Raw genomic sequence first — 19,569 nt, 5'->3', positions numbered from 1 at the left:
CTATGCTTCGCTTTTCGCTTCACACCACCCGCGCATCATGAAAACGAGCCCGATCGCCGTCTTTCTCGCCGCCGCCAGCCTCGCGCTGGGCGGCTGCTCCACGCCGACCCCCTCGACCGTGCCGGCGCCCGTCGACCGCAAGCCGCCCCGGCAGGCCGCGCCCCGGCCCGATGCCGACGAACCCAAGGTCCTGCTGCCGCCGGCGCCGGGCATTTCCCAGCGCCCCGAGGTCCGTGACTTCATCGCCGAGATGAGCCGCAAGCACGGTTTCGGCATGGCCGAACTGACCCGCGCCTTCGACCAGGCCGGCAGCGTGCCCGCCATCCTCGACGCCATGGCCAAGCCCTACGAGGCCAAGCCCTGGCACGCCTACCGCAAGCTGTTCCTGACCGAGAAGCGCATCAACGGCGGGCGCGACTTCATGGCGCTCAACGAGGCGGCGCTGGCCCGGGCCAAATCCCGCTACGGCGTGCCGCCGGAGATGGCGACCGCGATCATCGGCATCGAGAGCGCCTATGGCGTCAAGCCAGGCAAGTACCGGGTGATCGACTCACTCTCGACCCTGGGCTTCGACTACCCGCGCCGCGCCGGCTTCTTCCGCAGCGAGCTGGAGCAGTTCCTGCTGCTGTGCCGGGAGGAGGGCATGGATTACCTGGGCCCGCTGGGCTCCTATGCCGGCGCCATGGGCATGCCGCAGTTCATGCCCAGCAGCTATCGCAAGCTGGCCGCCGACGGCGATGGCGACGGCCGGCGCGACATCTGGAACAACCCGGCCGACGCCATCGCCAGCGTGGCCAATTATTTCGCCAGGAACGGCTGGCGCGCCGGCGAACCCATCGCCGTGCCGGCGCGGGTCAGCGGTGACGGCTACCGCGACGTGGTCAGCACCAAGAATCCCAAGGCCAGCCTGACGCTGGGGCAGCTCGCCAATCTCGGCGTGACGCCCGCCGAGCCGGTCGGTGGCGGCCAGAAGGCCGGCCTGTTGCAGCTGGCAGGGGAGAACGGCCCCGAGTTCTGGATCACCTTCCACAACTTCTCGGTGATCATGCGCTACAACCATAGCCCGCTCTACGCCATGGCGGCTACCGAGCTGGTCCGCGAATGGCGCGGCGGGCCGGGCCGCTGACGGCGGGCAGCGGCATGGCTGTCGATGCCGGCATCCCGGAAACCCCGGCCTTCGTCTATGACGAGCGCCGGATCCTGGCGCGGCTCGGCCTGTTTCAGCGGCTCTGCCGGGCCAGCGGCGCGCGCCTGCTCTACTCCATCAAGGCGCAGCCCCTCACGGGTCTCCTGGCGCTGATCCGCCCCGGCGTCAGCGGCTTTGCCGCCAGTTCGCTGTTCGAGGCGCGGCTGGCGGCCGAGGCGCTGCATCCCGGTGACCCCGGCGCCGCCGCCCTGCACCTGACCACGCCGGGTCTGCGGGCCGCCGACATCGCCGAGCTTGGCCGGCTGTGCACGGCGATCAGCTTCAACAGCCTGGAGCAGTGCCGGCGGTTCCTGCCCGGCCTGAATCCGGCGGTTGCCGCGGGTATCCGCGTCAACCCGGGACTCTCCGCCGCCGACGATCTGCGCTACGATCCCTGCCGGCCGGCATCCAAGCTGGGCGTGCCCCTGGACGAGCTGCGGGCGGCGCTCGCAGCCGAACCGGCGCTGGCCGCGCGCATCGATGGCCTGCACTTCCATACCCATTTCGATGGCCGCGAGCCGGGCTCGCTGCGCGATACCCTGGCGCGCATCGAGGCGCTCCTGGGGCCCCGGCTGCAAGCCCTGCGCTGGATCAATCTGGGCGGCGGCTACAACCCGCGCGACATTGCGCAGGCCGACGCTTTCGGCGCGGCGATCCGCGCGTTCCGTGAGCGCTGCCCGCTGGCGGTGTGGCTGGAGCCGGGCAACGCTATCGTCGGCGGGGCCGGGAGCCTGGCGACCACCGTCGTCGATACCTTCCGGCGCGATGGCCAGGCGGTCGCCGTGCTGGATACCGGAGTGCATCACCTGCCCGCCGTGTTCGAATACCAGCGTCCGCCGTGCGTGCGCGAGGCCCGGCCGGACGCCCCCCATGCCTGGCTGCTGGCCGGCAGCAGCTGCCTGGCCGGCGACCTCTTCGGCGTGCACCGCTTTGCCGAGCCGCTGCGGGTCGGCGACCGCCTGCACGTCACCGACGTGGGCGCCTATGCCCTGGTCAAGGCCAGCCGCTTCAACGGCCATGACCTGCCATCGGTCTGGCTGCGCGAGCGCGCCGGCCGGCTGCGGCTGCTGAAAGCCCATGGCTATGCGGAGTACCGGCGGCAATGGACGACACCGGCGTCGCCGGCGATCCGGTCGCTGGAGCCCGCATCCCCGGGCCTGGCCGCGGCGGATGAACGCGCACCGGCATGCTCATGACCCGCTGGCTGTGGCTCGGCCTGCTGCCGCTGCTCGCGGCGGGTTGCGCCAGCCAGCCCACGCCGGCGCCGCGGCCGGTTCGCCAACCCATCAATCTGGCGGTCGTGCGCGAGGCGCTCAGCCTCAAGGGCATTGCCTACCGCTGGGGCGAGGAATCGCCGCAGCGCGGCTTCGATTGCAGCGGACTGGTCCAGTACGTCTACGGCAGGCATGGCATCGCTCTGCCGCGCACCGCCTACCAGATGGCCATGGCGCTGCCGACGCTGGACAGCCGCCAGCGCCAGCCCGGCGACCTGGTGTTCTTCAACACCACCGGCCAGCCCTATTCGCACGTCGGCATCTACATCGGCAACGATCACTTCGTCCACGCCAGCAGCGCCAGAGGCCAGGTGGTGGTCTCGCCTCTGGATGCCCCGTACTGGACCCGGCACTATCTCGGCCTGCGGCGGCCGCTGGCCGATGGGCCGGTCGCGCCGCCGCTGCGGATCGGCCGCTGGATCCCGTAGCCGTCCGCTTCGTTTCACCCCATCGAGAGCTGCCCATGAAAGCCATCCTCATGACCCGGCCCGGCCCCGTCGAGGTCCTGGAACCTGCCGATCTCCCCGAACCCCTCATCGCCCATCCCACCGGGATCAAGGTCCGGCTGCGGGCGGCGGGCGTCAATCCCGTCGACACCAAGCTGCGCCGCAACGGCCTGCTCGGCGCGGGCCCCCTGCCGGCGGTGCTGGGCTGCGACGGGGCCGGCGAGGTGGTGGCGGTCGGCGCGGCGGTGGACCGCTTCCGGGTTGGCGACCGTGTCTGGTTCTGCCATGGCGGCCTGGGCGACGAGCCCGGCAACTATGCCGAGTACACCGTGCTCGACCAGCGCTGGGCGGCGCCGATGCCGCGCACGCTGGATTTCGTCCAGGCCGCGGCGGGGCCATTGGTGCTGATCACCGCCTGGGGCATGCTCTACGACCGGGGGCGGCTGCAAGCCGGCCAGACGGTACTGATCCATGCCGGCGCCGGCGGGGTCGGGCACGTCGCCCTGCAGCTGGCCAGGCTGCGCGGTGCGCGGGTGCTGGCTACCGTGGGCTCGGCGGAGAACGCGCGCCGGGCGCGGGACTGGGGCGCGGATGAGGTCATCGACTACCGGGAGGCGGACTTCGTCGCCGAGGTCAACCGGCTCACCGGCGGGCAGGGCGCCGATCTGGTGGCGGAGACGGTCGGCCCCGAGATTTTCGCCCGCAGCATCGGCTGCACCGCGCACTTCGGCGACCTGGTGACCCTGCTCGACCCCGGCCCCCTGTCGCTGGCGGAAGCCCGGCTGCGCAACCTGCGCATCGGCTTCGAGCTGATGCTGACACCCATGCTGCGGCGCCTGGATGCCGCCCGCGACCACCAGCTGGCCATCCTGCGGCAATGCGGCGAGTGGATCGACGCGGGCCGGCTCAGCCTGCACGTCAGCCAGACCTGGCCGCTGGCGCAGGCCGCCGCGGCCCATCGGCAGATCGAGACCGGCCACACGGTCGGCAAGCTGGTGCTGACGATGGCCTGAAGCCGGCCCGCCAGCGGGTGGGTTGCGACGGGTTTCAATCGGTCATCGCGGGTGCATAATCAGGCGGCGTCCGGGGCGGTCCCGGGCGACTTCACCGGCACCTAACGGAGAACACCATGAAAAATGCCATGCTGATGCTGATAGAGTCCCTCGCCAAGTTCGGTCTCGACAAGCTGGAGCGCGCCCTGCTGTTCGGCGCCGCCCTGGTGGTCGTCCTGGCCCTGGTTACCGGCACCGTGAAGCTGGATCACAACTGGTTCAGCTTCCTGTTCCGCTGGCTGCACGTCATTTCCGGGGTGATGTGGATCGGACTGCTCTGGTACTTCAACTTCGTCCAGATCCCGTCGATGCCCAAGATTCCCGACGAGCAGAAACCCGCCATCGGCAAGGTCATCGCGCCCACCGCGCTGTTCTGGTTCCGCTGGGCGGCGCTGGTGACGCTGGTGACGGGTCTGGTTGTGGCGGCCATGAATGGCTACATCGTACGGGCCATGACGCTGGGCATCGTCGGCGACGGGCCGTCGCGCGATCTCTATATCGGCATCGGCATGTGGCTGGGCATCGTCATGGCCTTCAACGTCTGGCACATCATCTGGCCGAACCAGAAGATCGCCCTGGGCCTCGTGGAGGCCGACGCCGAGGCGAAGAAGGCCGCCGCCCGCACGGCCATGCTGACCAGCCGCTTCAACACCATGTTCTCGATTCCGATGCTGTATTTCATGGTAGCGGCGCAGAACGTCGGCTGACCGGCCATCCTTGCCGGATTGGCTCCGAAACCCGGCTCCGGCCGGGTTTCGGGTTTCAGGCCCCCGGGTTCATTCCGCCAGGCTGCCGGCGGCGCGCAGCAGCGTCGCCCGGTCCACCGAGCCGCCGAAGCTCAGCGGCAGCCTGCCGAAGGGACCGAACCCGTCGTGCCAGATCATGTCGCCGGTGACCCGGTAGTCCAGCGCCGGCCGGGATCGCAGGGTCAGCAATTGCCGGACCGCACCGAAGGCGTCGGCGGTGAGGTCCACCGTCATCTCGGATGTCGCCAGCTTTTTCAGGATCAGGGGGCTGCGGCTCACCCCGGTCGCCACCGGCTGCCCGTTCAGGGCGAGATCGACGTCCGCCCCGTCCAGCCGGATGTCGAGATCGTTCGGATTGTCCACCCGCAGTCGCACCCGGAAAGTCGGCCGGAGCGGGTTCGGGTCCTTCAGGCTCAGTCCGGCCAGCGAAACATCGGGCTCCCTGAGTCCGCCGGCATGGGTGCTCCAGGCCGAGCAGCCGGCCAGCAGCGGCAGGAGCAGCCCCAGCAGCGGCAGGCGGGTCACGGTTGGCGGCATGGCTGGTCGGTTGACACCGTTCAGTCCGTGTCCAGTTCCAGCGCAATGGCCACGCGTCCGTCCTCCGTGGCCTTGGCGGCGACGGCCGGTCCCTGGACCAGCCGCGCGCGGTCGAAGCGCTGGCGCTCGGTCAGTTCGGCCATCACCGCCCTGGCCCGGCGGTCGGCCAGTTCGGCCAGCGCGCCGGGTGGCAGGACCGCATGTTCGACCACCCAGTCCAGCAGCCGCTCGTAGAAATCCGGTGTCTGGCTGCCCTGCCCGAACCAGCCGGCCACCCTGCCCACCCGCTGCGGATTGCGGCCGGTGTCGCGGACATAGGCGGCGGCCACGTGCTCGCCGCCCTGGCCGGCCGCCGCCAGCATTTCCAGGGCGCGCTGGCTGGCGGGATCGGTCACGTTGACGCTGTCCGGCGTCTCGTCCGGCGCCAGCGGCACATCCAGTTCGCGGGCCACGGCCCGGCGGACGGCCAGCGACTTCAGCGCCAGGGTATCCGCCTGGTCGTCGACGCCGCCATGCACGGTCAGTTTCAGGCCGGGTTTGCCGGCCAGCATCCCGGCCAGCTTTTGCAGCTTCTCCCGCTCGGGTGGCGGCAGCTCGGCACGCCCCGGATCGAAGGCCACCGTGCCGGGATCGCCGCCGCTGCCGCCGGGTATCAGCGCGGCGAGGGCATTGAAGGGCGCCGAGACGATGTTCCTGACCAGGGTCGCGAAGGCCTCGCCGATCACCTTGCCATAGGCGAACCTGGGGTCGTCCAGCCGCCCCTCGATCGGCACCGAAACCTGGATCCGGCCGTTGGCGTCGGTCAGCAGCGCGACCGCCAGGTCCAGCGGCAGGGCGGTGGCATTGGGGCTCTCGACGCGCTCGCCGAGCCTGAACTGTTCCAGCACCAGCTTGTTCTGGCTCTTCAGCTGGCGGTCCTCGATCCGGTACAGGAGGTCGAGATCCAGCTTGCCGGATTCGATGGTGCGGCCGGCGAAGGTGGCGCTGTAGGGTGACAGCGAGGTCATGGCGACGTTGCGGAACGCCACCCCGATGTCGCTGAACTGCTGGGTATCCAGCGGGCTCAGGGAGCCCTCCACGCGGGCTTCGCCGAATGCGTCGACGTGGCCGGCCAGCTGTATCGTCGCCCGGCTCTTCGGGGTCAGGCTGAAGCCGGCGATCGAGCCGCTAAGATCGTGCACCCGCGTTGCGAAAGGCAGGACCAGGCTGGCATCGCTGAAATCGACGCGACCGCCGCTGATCAGCAGGCGGTTCACGGCGACCGGGAAGGCGGGCGTGGCGGCCGGCCGGGCGGGAGAGCGGGGCGGCGGCGCGGCGGCCGCCGGTTTGCCGGCATCGGGCGTTTTCAGGATGTCGCCGATGTTGGAACGCTTGTCCTCGCGGATGGCGATGACGCTGTCCATGCCGATCAGCTTGAGTTCCTTCACGGCCAGCCGGTCCGGGGCCAGGCTGAAGTCGATGCCGCGGGCGATCAGATCGTCCCAGGACAGGAACTTGCCGCCGTCGCGGCCCTGGGTCAGCTTCAGGTTGGCGAGGCTGGCGCCGCCGCTGACGCGGACCTGCGGCGCCGGCCGGGCGTTGCGGTAATCGAGGGCGAGCTGGGTGGAAAGGTTCGCCGCCTCCAGTCGCAGGGCGACATGCTCGTCGAGCATGCCTTGCAACGGCCGCAGGTCGAAGCGCTCCAGTTCGATCCTGGCGTGGGCGGATTCGCCGCTCTGCGCGGCGCTGCCGTTGACGCGCAGCTGCCCGCCCTGGCGCACGCGCGCCGCCAGCGTGAACGGCATCGGGGTCCCGACGCGGTTGTCGACCGTGCGGACCGATAGCGTCAGGCCGTCCAGATCGTAGGCCAGCGGCGGCGTCCGGGTCTGGTCGCGGATGCCCAGATCGAAGTCCTGGATCGCCACCTCGCCGAGGCTGTAGTGCCAGGGTGGCGCGGTGCTGGCGGTCGTCCCGCGGGGCGGCTGGCTGGCGGGCGCCGGCGACTCCGCGGCCGGCGCCCGCAGGCTGGAGAGCGGATAGAGGTCGCCGCCGGCCTCGCGCGCCAGCGCGGTACCGCCCCCCTGCACCAGCAGGCGCCGCGCGCCGGCTTCACGCTGCCCGAGGTCCGCATGACCATCCTCCAGACGCAGCACATCCCAGGCCAGCAGCGGCGCATCCTGGTCCAGCTCGGCAATGGCCAGCCGGTTCAGTTGCAGGTTCAGGCCCTCGACCCGGACCTGGGGCGCTGCCGCGTCGAGGCTGGCCGCAGCCTTGAGTGTCAGCCCGAGTTCGTCCAGCTGAGCCATGATCGGCGCAGCGCGGCTGGCGTCGCTCAGCTCCAGGCCGAGCCCGTCCAGGCGCAATTCGTCCAGCGCCAACTGCCAGGGTTGGCCGGCGGGGGTGTCGGCGGCCGGCGGTTCTGGCGCTGTCGGCGCGGTGGTTGTCGCGTCCGGCAGCAGCGCCCGCCAGTTGAGCCGGCCCTCCGGATCGATGTCGGCGCCGATGCGGCCCTTGCCGATCGCCAGCAGCGGTGCATGGATCGCATGGGCGACGCCGTCGATGCTCGCCCGTTCGAGGCGGATGTCGTCCAGTTGCAGCAGCGGGTCCTGGGCCTGCCTGAGGCTGATCTGCCGCAGTTGCAGGCCGATGTCGCCGATCTTCCAGTCTGGCGCCGCGGTGCCGCCCAGCGTCGCCTCGGCCCCGAACGCCAGCCCGAGGCTGCCGATGGTCGCTTCTACCGGCGTCTCGTTCGGTTCGGCCCGGTAGCCGATGGCGAGATCCTTCAGCTGAAAGGCCCCGAGCCGGATCGACCAGGGCCGCCCGGGTTCGCCCGTGGCACTGGCCGCCGCCGACGTGGGCGGCGTGACGGATGGTGCGGCCGGCGTGGCGGCGGGCTGGCCGCGCCCGAGCAGGGTGAGCCAGTTCAGCTCGCCGTTGGCGTCGGCCACCAGGTCGAGCTGGCCCTTTTCCAGGGTGATGGCCGGTATCGCCACCGTCTGCTCGCCGAGGTCGATCCGGGCCGGGTCGATGCGCAGGGTATCCAGGGCCAGCAGGGGGCGCCGCGGCTCGGCGGTGGCCAGTTGCAGGCCCTTCAGCAGGACGCGGGTCTCCTCCAGTTGCAGCCGGTTCTCGCCCTCCTGCTGCGCGAAGGCATAGCGGCTCGACAGCTCAAGGTCGCCCGCCGGTTCCGCCAGCGCCAGACGGTCCTGTGCCCAGTGCCAGAGCGTCGCCAGCTTGAGTCCTGCCACCGTCACCGTGCCGCTGGAGCGGACCGGATTCAGCGACAGCTCGCCGCTCCAGCGCAGGCTGCCGCCATCCGGCAGGGCCGCGTCCACCGCGTAGCGCCCCGCTCTTGCGGGCAGCGTCGACAGGTTTTTCAGCTCCAGGTCGAGATGCTCGGCCTGGTTGGCGATGGGCGGCTCGCTGGCGCGGTTTTCCAGCGCGACCCGCCCGTCGGCGAGGACGATCCGCTGCAGCACCAGTCGCGGCGGTGGGCTGTCCTCCGCCGGCGTGGCGGGCTCCGGGCTGTCCGGCAGATCGTCGATCAGCCGCGACAGGTTGAGCGTGCCGTCCGGTTCCTGCACCAGCTGGAGCATGGGCCGTTCCAGCCGCAGCTCGGCGAAGGTCGGCGCCCGGTTGCGCAGCGTGTCGAGCAGCTCGAAATCGATCAGCAGGCGTTGCAGCGCGAACAGGGGCTGGCCGTCACCCTCGGTCAGGGTGGTGTCGCGCAGTTCCAGGCGCAGCAGGAAGGGATTGAAGTTCACCGCCCCGATGGACAGCGGCCGCTGCAGCAGTTGCCCGACCCGGGGCGGCAGCTGGTGCCGCACCAGCCAGGGCAGGCCGAGGAATCCGATCAGGCCGTACACCAGCGGAACCGCCAGAACCGTCCTGACCCAGGGTTTGCGCAGGATCTGCAATATCGGCTTCATGATGGCGCCATGGGGGAGTGAAACCATGCCCGGCATTGTAGAGCCGGAGCGCTCGCACGGTCACATCCGCGGAGCCGGGACTGACAACCCGGTGTCCCGGGGTTTTGTAAGCGTTACAGCGACAGCCCGACCCGCCGGCGGGCGTCCAGGCAGTTGGCGCTGCCGCGGGTGAAATCGCGGCAGGTCTGCGGGCGATCCGGGTAGATGGTGCAGGCGAAGCCCTCGCCGGGTTGCTGGCCGCCCGTCAGCGCCGCGCAACGGTCGCCGGCGCGCCGCAGCCGGCGGCGCGTGGCCTCGACCTGCACCAGTTCCGGGTGGCGGCGGTTGACGGGGTCGCGGGACGAGACCTCGACCGCCTGGTAGGCCTCGCGGCAGCAGGCGCCGCAGGTCTGGCAGTCGAGTTCGGCGGCGGGCTCGTAACGGTCGCAGGCCGGCGGGTTGCCGCGCAGCCGGGCCCGGGGGACGTGCCGGCAGCCGAGGCTGTGGCGCCGTCGGTCATGCCAGGCGCAGTCGCCGCAGGTCGCGCCCGCGTGGTACGCGGCGATGGCCGCATGCCCGGCCGGGTGCGGCGTCGGCGGCGTCGTCGCGGTGTCCCACAGCGGTACCAGGCTGGCCGGCTGGCCAGCCGTCGGACCGCCGTGCCCGGCCACCAGCGCCGCGATGCCGGCGGTGGCCTGCAGGGCCTCGCGCAGCGGGGCCGCCCAGCGCGGCAGGCTGGCCCGCCAGGCGCCAATGCGCGCCGCCACGCAGCTCCGCTCGCGCCGGCCGCCCTGTCCGGGCGGGACGGCGAAGGGATCGGCCGGCAGGCTGTCCCAGAAACTGACGCGGAAATCCGTCGTTGGCGCCAGGAAGTCGCGCAGGCCGTGGCGATCCGCCAGCCAGGCCTGCAGGCGCAGGCAGGCATGTTCGCGCCAGGGGTGGCCCGTGCGGGTATTGTCCAGGCCCCAGTCCGGCAGGCCTTCGCCCCTGTCCCCCTCCACCAGTGCGTGACAGAGTTCGTGGAAGATCATCTGCCCGAGGTTGTCGTCGGGGTCGAACTGGTCCTCGGTCGCGATCAGCAGGTTGCCGCACCCGTCGGCGGAGGCGTAGGCCTCGCGCGAGCGGATCACGCGAAAGCCGACCCGTTCGGCGCAGAGCCGCCAGATGCGGGCCAGCGGGTCTTCGTAGGCGTGCCGGGGCTGGCGCAGGAATTCGCTCATGCCCGGGGTATGCCCGTCTGGCATATCGATGGCCACGGACGTTCCCGTCCGGAGGCAACAGCGTGTCGGGCGCGATACCCGGGCATGTGGCCCGGACGCGGGGCCATGGCGATCAACCCTCGCCCTCCTCGAACTCGGCGTTCCGGAAGCGCAGCACGTTACAGTTCTCCCTGACGGCCCGTTGCAGCCCGTCATCGAAGCCCGCGCTGTAGTCGGCCTGAATTTCGACGGCAATCCTGACCTTCACCCCGGCCCGGGTCGTGAACGGCTGAACGACTTCGTCGACAATGTCGGCGAACTGCATCTTGGCCTTCACGGGATCAAGGTCGATGGTGCCGTAGAAGTGCCGCTGGGTGGTCCGGGTGACCGTGCCTCCCGTACCGGGTGTCCCGGATGGATCGATAGACGGTGGCGTTCCTGCCGCCGGCGCGTCAGGTGTGCTACCCGGAGGCGTTCCCTGTGCAGGCGGCTCCTTGATGGCGGCCGCATAGGTCTTGGCCACGCTCGGTTCGATCAATAGAACGGTATCCAGGAAGACCGAGGTCCGCTCGCCGAAGCTGAAGCCGATGTAGCGGTTTTCCTCCTTGCCCTGCGCCAGGCCGAAGAAGTCCCGGCTTTCCGCGCCGGCCTGGACGGTGTGGTGAAAGACATGGTCATTGAGCAGGCGCGGCAGGTACAACTGCTGGCAGGTTTGCTGCCAGACATTGACCGCGCTGACCTCCTGCACGCCGTCCTTCCAGAACCAATCCCTCAGCAGCTTGAGCAAATGAACCGGCGCCCATTCGGTAATCAGCAGCTCGTTTTCCTTGAGGACGCGCTCGATTTCCTGGGTCAGGTTCGGCGCGCCGGGGTTGACCGGAAACGCCTCCCACTGAATCTCGGACAGCCCCTTCCCAGGCTTGGCGTCCTGAACCGGCGCCAGCAGCCACTTCCAGGTTTCGCGCACCATGCGCTTCAGGGTTTCGTTGGCCTCTTCCAGGCTCTTGTTCGCCTGCTTGGCCTGAAACTGATCCAGGTTCAGTTTCATCTCGCGGATGTCGCTGACAATCGATTGCCAGGCCAGCATCGAGCGGGTCAGGTCACGCAGGCGGGCCACGTTGTCGTAATCCGGCGAAAGGAAGATCAGGCGATTCTGCTTGAAACGGGGCTGCTCGCCGCGCTTTTTCAGGATGTCGATGGCACGTTCTTCGGCGACGCTGTGGCCCGAGCGGCTGTAGTGAGCATCCGGTGGCAGCACGACCAGACGCATCTGCCAGTCATCGGGGATATCGGCGCTGGGCGTGAACACATGCACCCCAGCGAACAGCCCGGGGGCGAAGGACTTCTGCACCCGGTCGCGAATGGCCGGGATCACATCCTCCTTGTCCTGGAAGCGGCGCTTGCGGTCTTCCATTTCCCGGCGAAGATTGGGCCGGGTATCGAACCAGAACCGGTTGTTGGCATGGTTCAGGTAATGCAAGCGGTCACCAAGCCGGCGGATGGCATCCTTGTAGGTGCCGATCGGCTGACCGGCTACCGCCGCGCCAAGCAAGACCCGCTCCAGTTCGATGCCCCGCACCATCTGATGCGCCGTGCTGGGCGCGCTGCCGAGAAACACGGCGCGGGCACAACGGCGGCAAGCCTGCAGGCTGCCGAAACGGGTGTCCTGGCTGTCGATGTCGGTGGTCTCGGCCCGTTCGCCGTCCACGTCCTTGTCCATTACCGGGTCCCAGCCTTGTGGCAGGTAGTAGATGATGTCGTTGCGGGTATCGCCGTCATACAGCGGCAAGCTGCCGGGCATGATCATCGGATCGTTGTTGCCATCCTTCCACAGCCGGTGGATGACCTTGGCCATCAGCTTGAGCACGCCCCGGGTGCGCTGGAAGTTGTCCAGCGAGGACCAGTCCTCATACAGCCGGTCGAAGACTTCGGGGTGGATGGGATAGGCATGCTGCAGCCGTTCCAGGTAGCGGCTTTCCTGGGTGTCCTGGGGGAAGTCGCTGCGATGGGTGGAGTAGAAGTCGGCAAAGGCCCGGCAGACCGTTTCCGCTGCCAGCCGGTCGGTGATCTGGCTGAACAGCCGCCGACGCACGATCTCGAACGCCTCTTCGGTGGCGACGGGTTTCCACAGCGACTGGATGCGGCCGAAGTAATGCGACAGCGCCTCCAGCGCCTTCACACCGCGCTGGCTGCCGGCCTCCTTGTCCGATTCCGGCAGCGAAGCCAGCAGCACCGCCGTGGGTACGGCCTTCAGCGCTTCGGTCAAGGCCTGGATGAACGACAGGTTGGAATCGAAGCTGCCCCCGGTCAGTGTCTTGCCGTCCTCGAACTGGCGGACATAGGCCACCAATTCATCGATCAGGATCACGCACGGCGCGTAGCGGGACAGCAGTGTCTCCAGCACGGCCTTGCCCGGCGACGTGCCGGACGCATCGGCGTCGGCCACCAGGGCATAGCCTTCGGCCCCACCCAGTTGCCAGGCCAGATCACCCCATAGGGTGTGAATCGTGGGAGCGCCGCCATCCTGGCGGCCCTTCGTCGATGCCGGCGAGACGCCGGCGCTCCCGGGGGTAAACGGCTGATTGGGCGCGGACTGGTTGCCATCCAGCACGGCCACCCGCGCCCGGGGCAGTTCGGTGATACCGGACGCATCGAGAAGGGTCGACAGACCGGGCATGTCGCTGACCGGCACCTCGCCCTTGGCCAGGTGATAGACCGCCAGCATGGTGTGGGTCTTGCCGCCGCCGAATGCGGTCTGCAACTGGATGACCGGGTCACCGCCGCGACCGGCCAGCCGTTTGATCACCGAATCCAGCAGCAGGCGCATGCCCTCGGTGATGAAGGTGCGCTGATAGAACAGCGCCGGGTTCTGGTATTCCTCGTTGGCGGTGCCCGCGTGCACGCGCGACAGATCGGCGGCAAACTCGGCCTGTTGGAACTTGCCCTCGCGGACATCGGAGTGGGGTTCGGCGATCTCGCGCCAGGGTTTGAGGGTCATGGCGTCATCTTGGGCAGAGGATCGATCAGGCGCAACCCCTCGATCCATTGAAAGTCGCTCACGTTATTGGTCACCAGCGGCAAGCCCTGAATCAGGGCGCTGGCGGCGATGATGGCATCAGGAATCTTGATCTTGCGCATCTGACGCAGACGAATGGTCTGTGCGATGACGGCATTGTCCACGGCTATCGGGTTGAGCCGTTCAAAGAGTTCCTCCGCCAAGGCCAGTTCAGCGGCTGACTGCGGATAGCCCAGCACCTCGATACGCGAGATGACGGAATAGGCGCCGCCTTCAATCAAACCGGTTCGCAGCAGAGCCTGCCCTGTGTCCCCCAATACGCCATTCAGTTGAAAGATGAAGACATTGCTGTCGAACAGGTAGGCCATCCTCAGTCGCTCCCCCAGTCGGCCTGACGCTGTTTGGCCATGCGCGCTTTGACCTCGCTGGTCGAGTGTCTACCCCATGCCCCGGCGGTTCTGGCCAGCAGTTGATCGACCTGATCAGCGGGATGTTCCGGGGGTATGGTGACCTGATCAGGCTCAGCCACGATCACCATCACCCGGGCGTGTTCAATCCGGGGAGCCTGATCGACCCATTGGAGACGGCCCCGGTCATAAATCGCTTCGTAACTCTTCAACATGGCGTGGTCCTCAGAAGTTGTCGAATCCGGTCTGCTCGCCCCGGGTGCCGGATTCGCTGGCGGCGCGTTCGACGCCGGTCCAGGCGGTGACCAGTTCATTGTAGGCGCGGGCGTCATCGGCCCAGCCCTTGCGCTCGCAGAGGGTGTAGAGGCGGTAGGCCAGCGCCCGGATCGGTTCGGCCCGGGCCGGCATGCGGGCCAGCAAGGCGCCGGCTTCGGTCTCGCCTTGGCTGTTCAGGGCGCGGATGAGTTGGTGCAGGGCTTCCCAGATCGGCGTGCGGTCGTCGGTTTCGGGGGACCAATCGCGCGGGTATTCGGCCCAGCGCAGCAGCCGCAACTTGCCGCCGCCGGATTCGATGACGCCGGCCGCCTGCATGCCCAGCACGCTGGTGCCTTTGGCCCGGGCCAGCACATCGGCCTGACCGTACTGACCCTCGGCCCAGCCCTGGGTCTCGAACCAGTGCAGGCAGAACTGGGTATCGTGGTCGAAGTCATCCTCGGCCAGGAAGCGGTTGATCAGTTGCAGCGCGGTGCGCACCGACATGGGTTTGCCGTCCGCTTCCAGCACGGCGGCGTACTGGCTGAAGATGCCCATGCCGGGGCCGATGATGGCCTGGGACAGGTCCACCGGCGCAATGGGAGCGCGGCCATCTTGGCCGCTTTTGGCGGGCGAGACGCCCGCACTCCCTGGATTTACCATATCCGCCAAGGCATCCGGCAGCACGGCATTCAGTTCGCGGATGAACTCGCGGCGACTGACGGTGGGCGCATCGGCGGGACGCTTGCGGCAGACGAGGACGATGCTGGAGGCTAATGCATTGGTGCCGGCACCGATCATGCGGTTACCTAGTTCGGTGCGCATGGGCCAGGTGCCGGTGAGGGCGAAGCCCGCTCGGATCACCGCGTCAAGGAAGGTTTCCCAGCCGGTGCTGGAGGTGCCCGCTTCGCCCTTGGTTTCAGCTTGTTTGAAGGCGTAATAAATAGTTACTGGAAAGGCCGGGTGGGCTTGATCAGCCAGATTGCGGATGGCGCGGGTCATACCGTCGAGGAAGAAAGCCTCGGCCTGTTCCTTGCCGCCATGGCGGTAAGGCGTGGCGACCAGTTCCTCGGCCTTGGGCACGGCCAGCGTGGCATACAAGCCGGGGAAGATCGGTTTCAAGCTCTTCCGCAACCAAACGTAGAAGAAGTCGGAAAGGTCAGCGTAGCCGATATTGTCGTAGTACGGGGGGTCGGTGGAAATGACCTTCGTCTTGCTGATCGCCTGCGATTGTGCATCAGCTTGCGTCGCTACTGGTATACCGAATGCATCTGCAACCGCTACGCCTTCAATGCTCTCGGCTGTCCATCCCGTAGCCCCTGTGAAACTTCCTGTGCCACTTAGCAACGTATTCAGTTCGGCAAAGTCCCAAGTCATCGGAATCGATTGACGCGCGAAGGTGTTACGTGTCGAGTCTCGCTCGGTAAACCATGTGCAAATACTAGAGCCGCGGTCGGCTAGTTTATTCAGCGCAAACCCCAAATACACCCCCACCGCCTGCGCATACGCCGTCGCGCCGCTGCCGCCTTCGTCCAATGGAATTTCATCCTGGGAGCGCGGGCGTCCCGCCCGCTCTTCCTTGCGGCCAGGATGGCCGCGCTCCCATGCACTCCCAAACTCCCATTCCTCGGCGCTGGTGCACAGACCTGCCTTCACCGGGTTATTCTCAATATATTCGACAGCACGCGCGAAATGCGCATCGCTGCGAATCGCCCGGTCAAAGTACTCTTCCAGCCAAAACTCTCCCGCTCGCCCCAAAATCCGGTTGGCTTCTTTCGCCGTGAAGGACTTCCAGGAATGCAGGATCGAAGAAAGGCTATAGCCATGCAGCGGCGTTGCCAGTACGTGTACATGGTTGGGCATGATCGTCCAGGCGTGCAGCCGGTAACGTTGCCCATCAAAATGCAGCAAGGCGTCTTCCACAATCTTGGCAACATCGGGGCAGCGCAAGTGGCAAGCGCCGTACCCTGTATCCAGCGCGATTTCGATGCGCTTACGGCGTTCTAAGGATTGTTCGGTTTCGGGAAGACGGGATAGCTCCTCGCGCCATTGTTCCAGCAATTCACGGGGAAGGCTGTCATGGAGACGGAACGTGATGGCCTGGGCGATTTCACCGGCTTCCCAATGGGGAAGGTAGCCTCGGGTGTGCCAGGTTTTTTGCGGGCGGGACGCCCGCGCTCCCAGGTAGTTGGCTTTGCATTTTTCGATGGCTTCCTGCACCAGATCGGAAAAGGTGGTCAGCGCCACCAGTTGGCGGGGGGTGAAGAGATCGCTGAATTTGCTCAGGCCATAATTCAACGTCCAGAAGTTGCGTGGATCGTCCGGCAACGGTGTCTCAGGTTTCCATTCAGGTTGCACCTGGCGCGCAATGGCTTCATGTAGTTCGGTCGGCGATAGATAAATACGGCCGCGCACACCTTCGGCGACCACCACCATCAAGCGCTGTCCAAGGCGTCTGGCAACGCCTTCGGCCTTGATGTACTTCGGATCAATCGGCATGTCGGACAGCAGACATCGGAAGTTCGCACCACGCGCCAGTTTGGTGCCGCCTTTCGCACTCTCCGGCGGTGTCCCCACCTTCACCGTAAACCGATACGAGTCTCCCTCCACCACCGGTTCCACATACGCCTCCTTGCCTTCCTTGCTCGACAGCACAAACGTCGAGGCCAGCGGCACGTCGGCATGGCTGAAAGCCGGGTTGGGGCTGCGCACGGTGCGCGCCCATAGCCAGGCGATGACGGTCAGCTTCTGGCCGACCAATGGTTTCAGGTCGGGCCGTTCCACCGCCATCTCGGCGGTGATCTCGATCTTCGGATACAGATGGCCGATGCGCTTTTCCGCCTCGGATCGCATCCAGGCCCCATAGCGCCTGACGTCCTCGGCCAGGCCGCGCGCGCCGGACCAGTCTTCATGCATGTCGACGTTCTTCTTCTCACCCGCCGGGAGCGGCCCGACCGGCGTGCGGCCGGCAAAACGCGGCGGGATTTCGATCATGGCCTTGTTGATGGTCACCGCCACCGGGTTGAGGTCGGAGGCATAGGCCTCCAGCCCCAGTCGCTGGGCTTCCAGCGGCAGCGCGCCGCCGCCAGCGAAGGGATCGTGGAAAGCGGGCAGCTTATCGGGATTGAATAACTCTTGGAGCGCGGCCATCTTGGCCGCTTCTTGCGGGCTGGAAGCCCGCGCTCCCAGGTTCTTGTTCAGTTCGCAGGTCTCGCGCCAGCTTTTCCAGATTTCCGCGCGCGCTTCGTTCAGCACCGCCTCGTTGTTGGTGTTTTCCCACAGCACCAGCCGTTCCAGAATGCCGAACAGTCGCGCGCGCTCGATCTTGACCGCATCTTTCCATGACCGTGTCCGTCGATCACCCGGTACCGATTCCGATGGATCGTTGACCATCTGCGCGAAGATGACCGCCCGTGCCGCCGCCAACGGCCGCCGCGCCCACCACAGATGCAGGGTGCTGGGATGCCCGTGCCGGATCGACTTCTCCCGCGCCGCCGCCGCGTTGATCTTGTCCAGCGGCAAGGCGACTTCGATGAGTTTTCTGGGGGTTTTGATGGGGGTCATGTTCGGGTGTCAGAAAGCAGCCGCCAGGATGTGCCGATAGGGCGCACTCTGGAGAAATTCGGGGAAGTCGGCGGGGACCTGCTGAAGAACAGCGATGGCGCTGTTGAGCCAACGCTTGCGTTCATCCACCAGGTTCGAGTCCTTGTTCAAGCCCAGCATGTCACGTGTCTGGGTCACGGCGTGCCGGCGTTGCCGGGTCAGTTCGGGCAGCGGTTCGATGGTGCCATCGGTGGACAGCGACCATTCGGCATTGCAGCCAGGACCGGGTTCGATGGGCAGCAGGCCATTTTTCTTCTTCTGCCCACAGGTTTTCGGGTTGATGCAACTATGGGCGAAGTTGCCATAGACAAAGCGCAAATCCGGCCTGGCATTCGCGCCCGCCTTGGGCTTGATGTGGTCGATCTGGCCTTCGATCGCCGGCAACGGCTTTTCGCAATAAGCACACAGTCCGCCTTGATCTGCGTTCAGATCGGCCTTGATGGCTTGCTTGACCAGTTGGAAGTCATGGCTTTCAAAGTCCTTAGCGCCCAACACGGGGTGGTCTGCGACGAAATCACTCAGTGCCTGGGTCGGGATGAGCCGGTGTTGCAATTCGACCATGCTCAACCCGCCTTGCCCGATTTGCGCGCGGCAAGAAAGCGCCAAGTTGCGAGATCGCTCTCGTGGAACTGATAGCCAGCGTTTTCCAGTGTGTCGCGCAGTTGTTGTGCGTCCGAACTATCCTCAAGCCCTGCACGAACCAACTGCTCGTAGCGGCGGATGTCGTACTGCAAGGGCAGCTCAGGCTCGCGGTGGGTACCCATGACCTTGGCAAGGGCGTCGCCGGACTCGTGCGCCAGAGGGCTGAAGTCGGGTTTGCTGGCTTCGAAGCCGGTCTCCGTGGCCTGGAGAATTCGGATGTTGTCGCGGTTGACTGTAGTTAGCACCTGTGGGCTATGGGTCGTGACGATGAATTGCACGCATGGGAAAGCCCGAATGAGTGAGCCGGCAATAGTTTGCTGCCACGACGGGTGCAGAAACATATCCACTTCATCGATCAAAGCGATACCCGGCGTGAGAAGAGCCGCATTGGCCCCCAAATGCGGATTGAGCTTATAGGCGCGAAATGCCAAATCAGCCACCATGGCAATGGCGTTGCGGACACCGTCGCTGAGCATCTCAACCGGCATGCTACCGAACCGGTCATGGCGCATGATCAGTTGCTGGTTTTGGCTGGCCTTGTATTCCAGCCCATGCCAACCGGTTGCCTCTTTTATGAGGGCATTCACGGCGTCCTGGATGACTTTGACGATAACAGCAAATCGCCGCCCGGTTTCGCTCAGTGGTGTCGAGCTTTCGATTGATTGAATCTGTTCTTCGCGGTAACTACGGAAGACCCAGCCATACCACGCCGTGAACGCCTTGAAGCTTGAAGCGTAAGCGAGACAATTCAGATAACCGGACGTTCGGGAGTAATCGCTCGTATTCAGTGCAACATCTTCCGCCCTCGAGGTAAACCGACCTTCAAACCAGAGTCTGGAAGTGCCAAGGTAACTCACAAGCGGCAGGATGACCTCCCCCTCATCACCGCGCACCTGTTTCTCCAGGGTGCTGGCAAGCTTTGTCAGTGCCTTGGTGTTTGCATCGCCCAACGTATTAGTGCCGGGCTTGATTCGCTCCCGGGTTTGCGTCCACGTCTGATTGACCCGATTTTCGCCCCAATCACCATACCCCTCTATCCGGCTGGGGAGCTGAGGTTCCATGTTTCCATTGGATTGCAACTCCAGACGGACATCAGCGATCTGGATGCTCGCCCCTTTCCCGGTTTTTCCAAGATCAAAGCCTTTGACATAGGGAGATAGCGCTACCCTTGCCGCATCCAGAACCGTCGTCTTACCACTGCCATTTGGCGCAATCAATACTGTCAATTCCGGGTGGAAATCGATTTGCAGATGATCAAAACAGCGGAAATTGCTGATTTCAAGTCGTGTCAGTCGCATGGGTATTGGCTTCGCTTTAGTATG

At 66.5% G+C, this 19,569-nt stretch carries 14 protein-coding genes; 5 read left to right on the top strand and 9 right to left on the bottom strand.

All coding sequences use genetic code 11. The annotated features are described in order from the left end of the window. Positions 1-37: 37 nt before the first annotated feature. From mltB to ACYQ1H_RS00050, 5 genes are all read left to right on the top strand, one after another. A complete protein-coding gene (mltB, locus tag ACYQ1H_RS00070) occupies positions 38-1,126 on the top strand; it encodes a lytic murein transglycosylase B (RefSeq protein WP_460026081.1) in 1,089 nt (362 codons plus the stop codon). Further along, positions 1,102-2,382 carry a type III PLP-dependent enzyme domain-containing protein gene (locus tag ACYQ1H_RS00065; protein WP_460026080.1) on the top strand — a complete coding sequence of 427 codons (1,281 nt, stop codon included), beginning with the start codon at positions 1,102-1,104 and terminating at the stop codon, positions 2,380-2,382. Before mltB ends, ACYQ1H_RS00065 begins: the two co-directional genes overlap by 25 nt. Continuing rightward, positions 2,379-2,888, top strand: a complete 510-nt coding sequence (locus tag ACYQ1H_RS00060) for a C40 family peptidase (protein ID WP_460026079.1) — start codon at positions 2,379-2,381, stop codon at positions 2,886-2,888. Before ACYQ1H_RS00065 ends, ACYQ1H_RS00060 begins: the two co-directional genes overlap by 4 nt. A gap of 35 nt (positions 2,889-2,923) precedes the next feature. Beyond that, the gene (locus ACYQ1H_RS00055; protein WP_460026078.1) at positions 2,924-3,919 is read left to right on the top strand and encodes a zinc-dependent alcohol dehydrogenase family protein; all 996 of its coding nucleotides are present in this window, start codon (positions 2,924-2,926) and stop codon (positions 3,917-3,919) included. Between the two features lie 116 nt (positions 3,920-4,035). Next, positions 4,036-4,665, top strand: a complete 630-nt coding sequence (locus ACYQ1H_RS00050) for a urate hydroxylase PuuD (RefSeq protein ID WP_460026077.1) — start codon at positions 4,036-4,038, stop codon at positions 4,663-4,665. Positions 4,666-4,734: 69 nt separating this feature from the next. Here ACYQ1H_RS00050 and ACYQ1H_RS00045 read toward each other — a convergent pair whose 3' ends face one another. The 9 genes from ACYQ1H_RS00045 to ACYQ1H_RS00005 all read right to left on the bottom strand — a co-directional run. Further along, on the bottom strand, positions 4,735-5,241 hold the full coding sequence (locus ACYQ1H_RS00045; RefSeq protein ID WP_460026076.1) for an LEA/WHy family protein: 507 nt from the start codon (positions 5,239-5,241) through the stop codon (positions 4,735-4,737). Positions 5,242-5,261: 20 nt separating this feature from the next. After that, complete coding sequence (locus tag ACYQ1H_RS00040; protein WP_460026075.1) at positions 5,262-9,149, bottom strand: DUF748 domain-containing protein; 3,888 nt, start codon at positions 9,147-9,149, stop codon at positions 5,262-5,264. 113 nt (positions 9,150-9,262) lie between these two features. Further along, positions 9,263-10,348 carry a YkgJ family cysteine cluster protein gene (locus ACYQ1H_RS00035; protein WP_460026074.1) on the bottom strand — a complete coding sequence of 362 codons (1,086 nt, stop codon included), beginning with the start codon at positions 10,346-10,348 and terminating at the stop codon, positions 9,263-9,265. A gap of 112 nt (positions 10,349-10,460) precedes the next feature. Continuing rightward, positions 10,461-13,325 carry an ATP-binding protein gene (locus ACYQ1H_RS00030; protein ID WP_460026073.1) on the bottom strand — a complete coding sequence of 955 codons (2,865 nt, stop codon included), beginning with the start codon at positions 13,323-13,325 and terminating at the stop codon, positions 10,461-10,463. Next, positions 13,322-13,711, bottom strand: a complete 390-nt coding sequence (locus ACYQ1H_RS00025; RefSeq protein WP_460026072.1) for a type II toxin-antitoxin system VapC family toxin — start codon at positions 13,709-13,711, stop codon at positions 13,322-13,324. Before ACYQ1H_RS00025 ends, ACYQ1H_RS00030 begins: the two co-directional genes overlap by 4 nt. Positions 13,712-13,713: 2 nt before the next feature. After that, positions 13,714-13,965 (bottom strand): hypothetical protein, encoded by a 252-nt coding sequence (locus tag ACYQ1H_RS00020; RefSeq protein WP_460026071.1) that lies wholly within the window; start codon positions 13,963-13,965, stop codon positions 13,714-13,716. Between the two features lie 10 nt (positions 13,966-13,975). After that, positions 13,976-17,566: an REP-associated tyrosine transposase gene (locus ACYQ1H_RS00015; protein WP_460026070.1), complete on the bottom strand. Its 3,591-nt coding sequence runs from the start codon at positions 17,564-17,566 to the stop codon at positions 13,976-13,978. Positions 17,567-17,575: 9 nt separating this feature from the next. Further along, the gene (locus tag ACYQ1H_RS00010) at positions 17,576-18,166 is read right to left on the bottom strand and encodes a retron system putative HNH endonuclease (RefSeq protein ID WP_460026069.1); all 591 of its coding nucleotides are present in this window, start codon (positions 18,164-18,166) and stop codon (positions 17,576-17,578) included. A 2-nt stretch (positions 18,167-18,168) separates the two neighbouring features. After that, positions 18,169-19,569: AAA family ATPase (locus ACYQ1H_RS00005; protein ID WP_460026068.1), on the bottom strand; the 1,401-nt coding region annotated here is incomplete at its 5' end.

It is taken from the genome of Methyloparacoccus murrellii (assembly GCF_054657115.1).
This window is presented reverse-complemented; position numbering and strand designations above follow the sequence as displayed.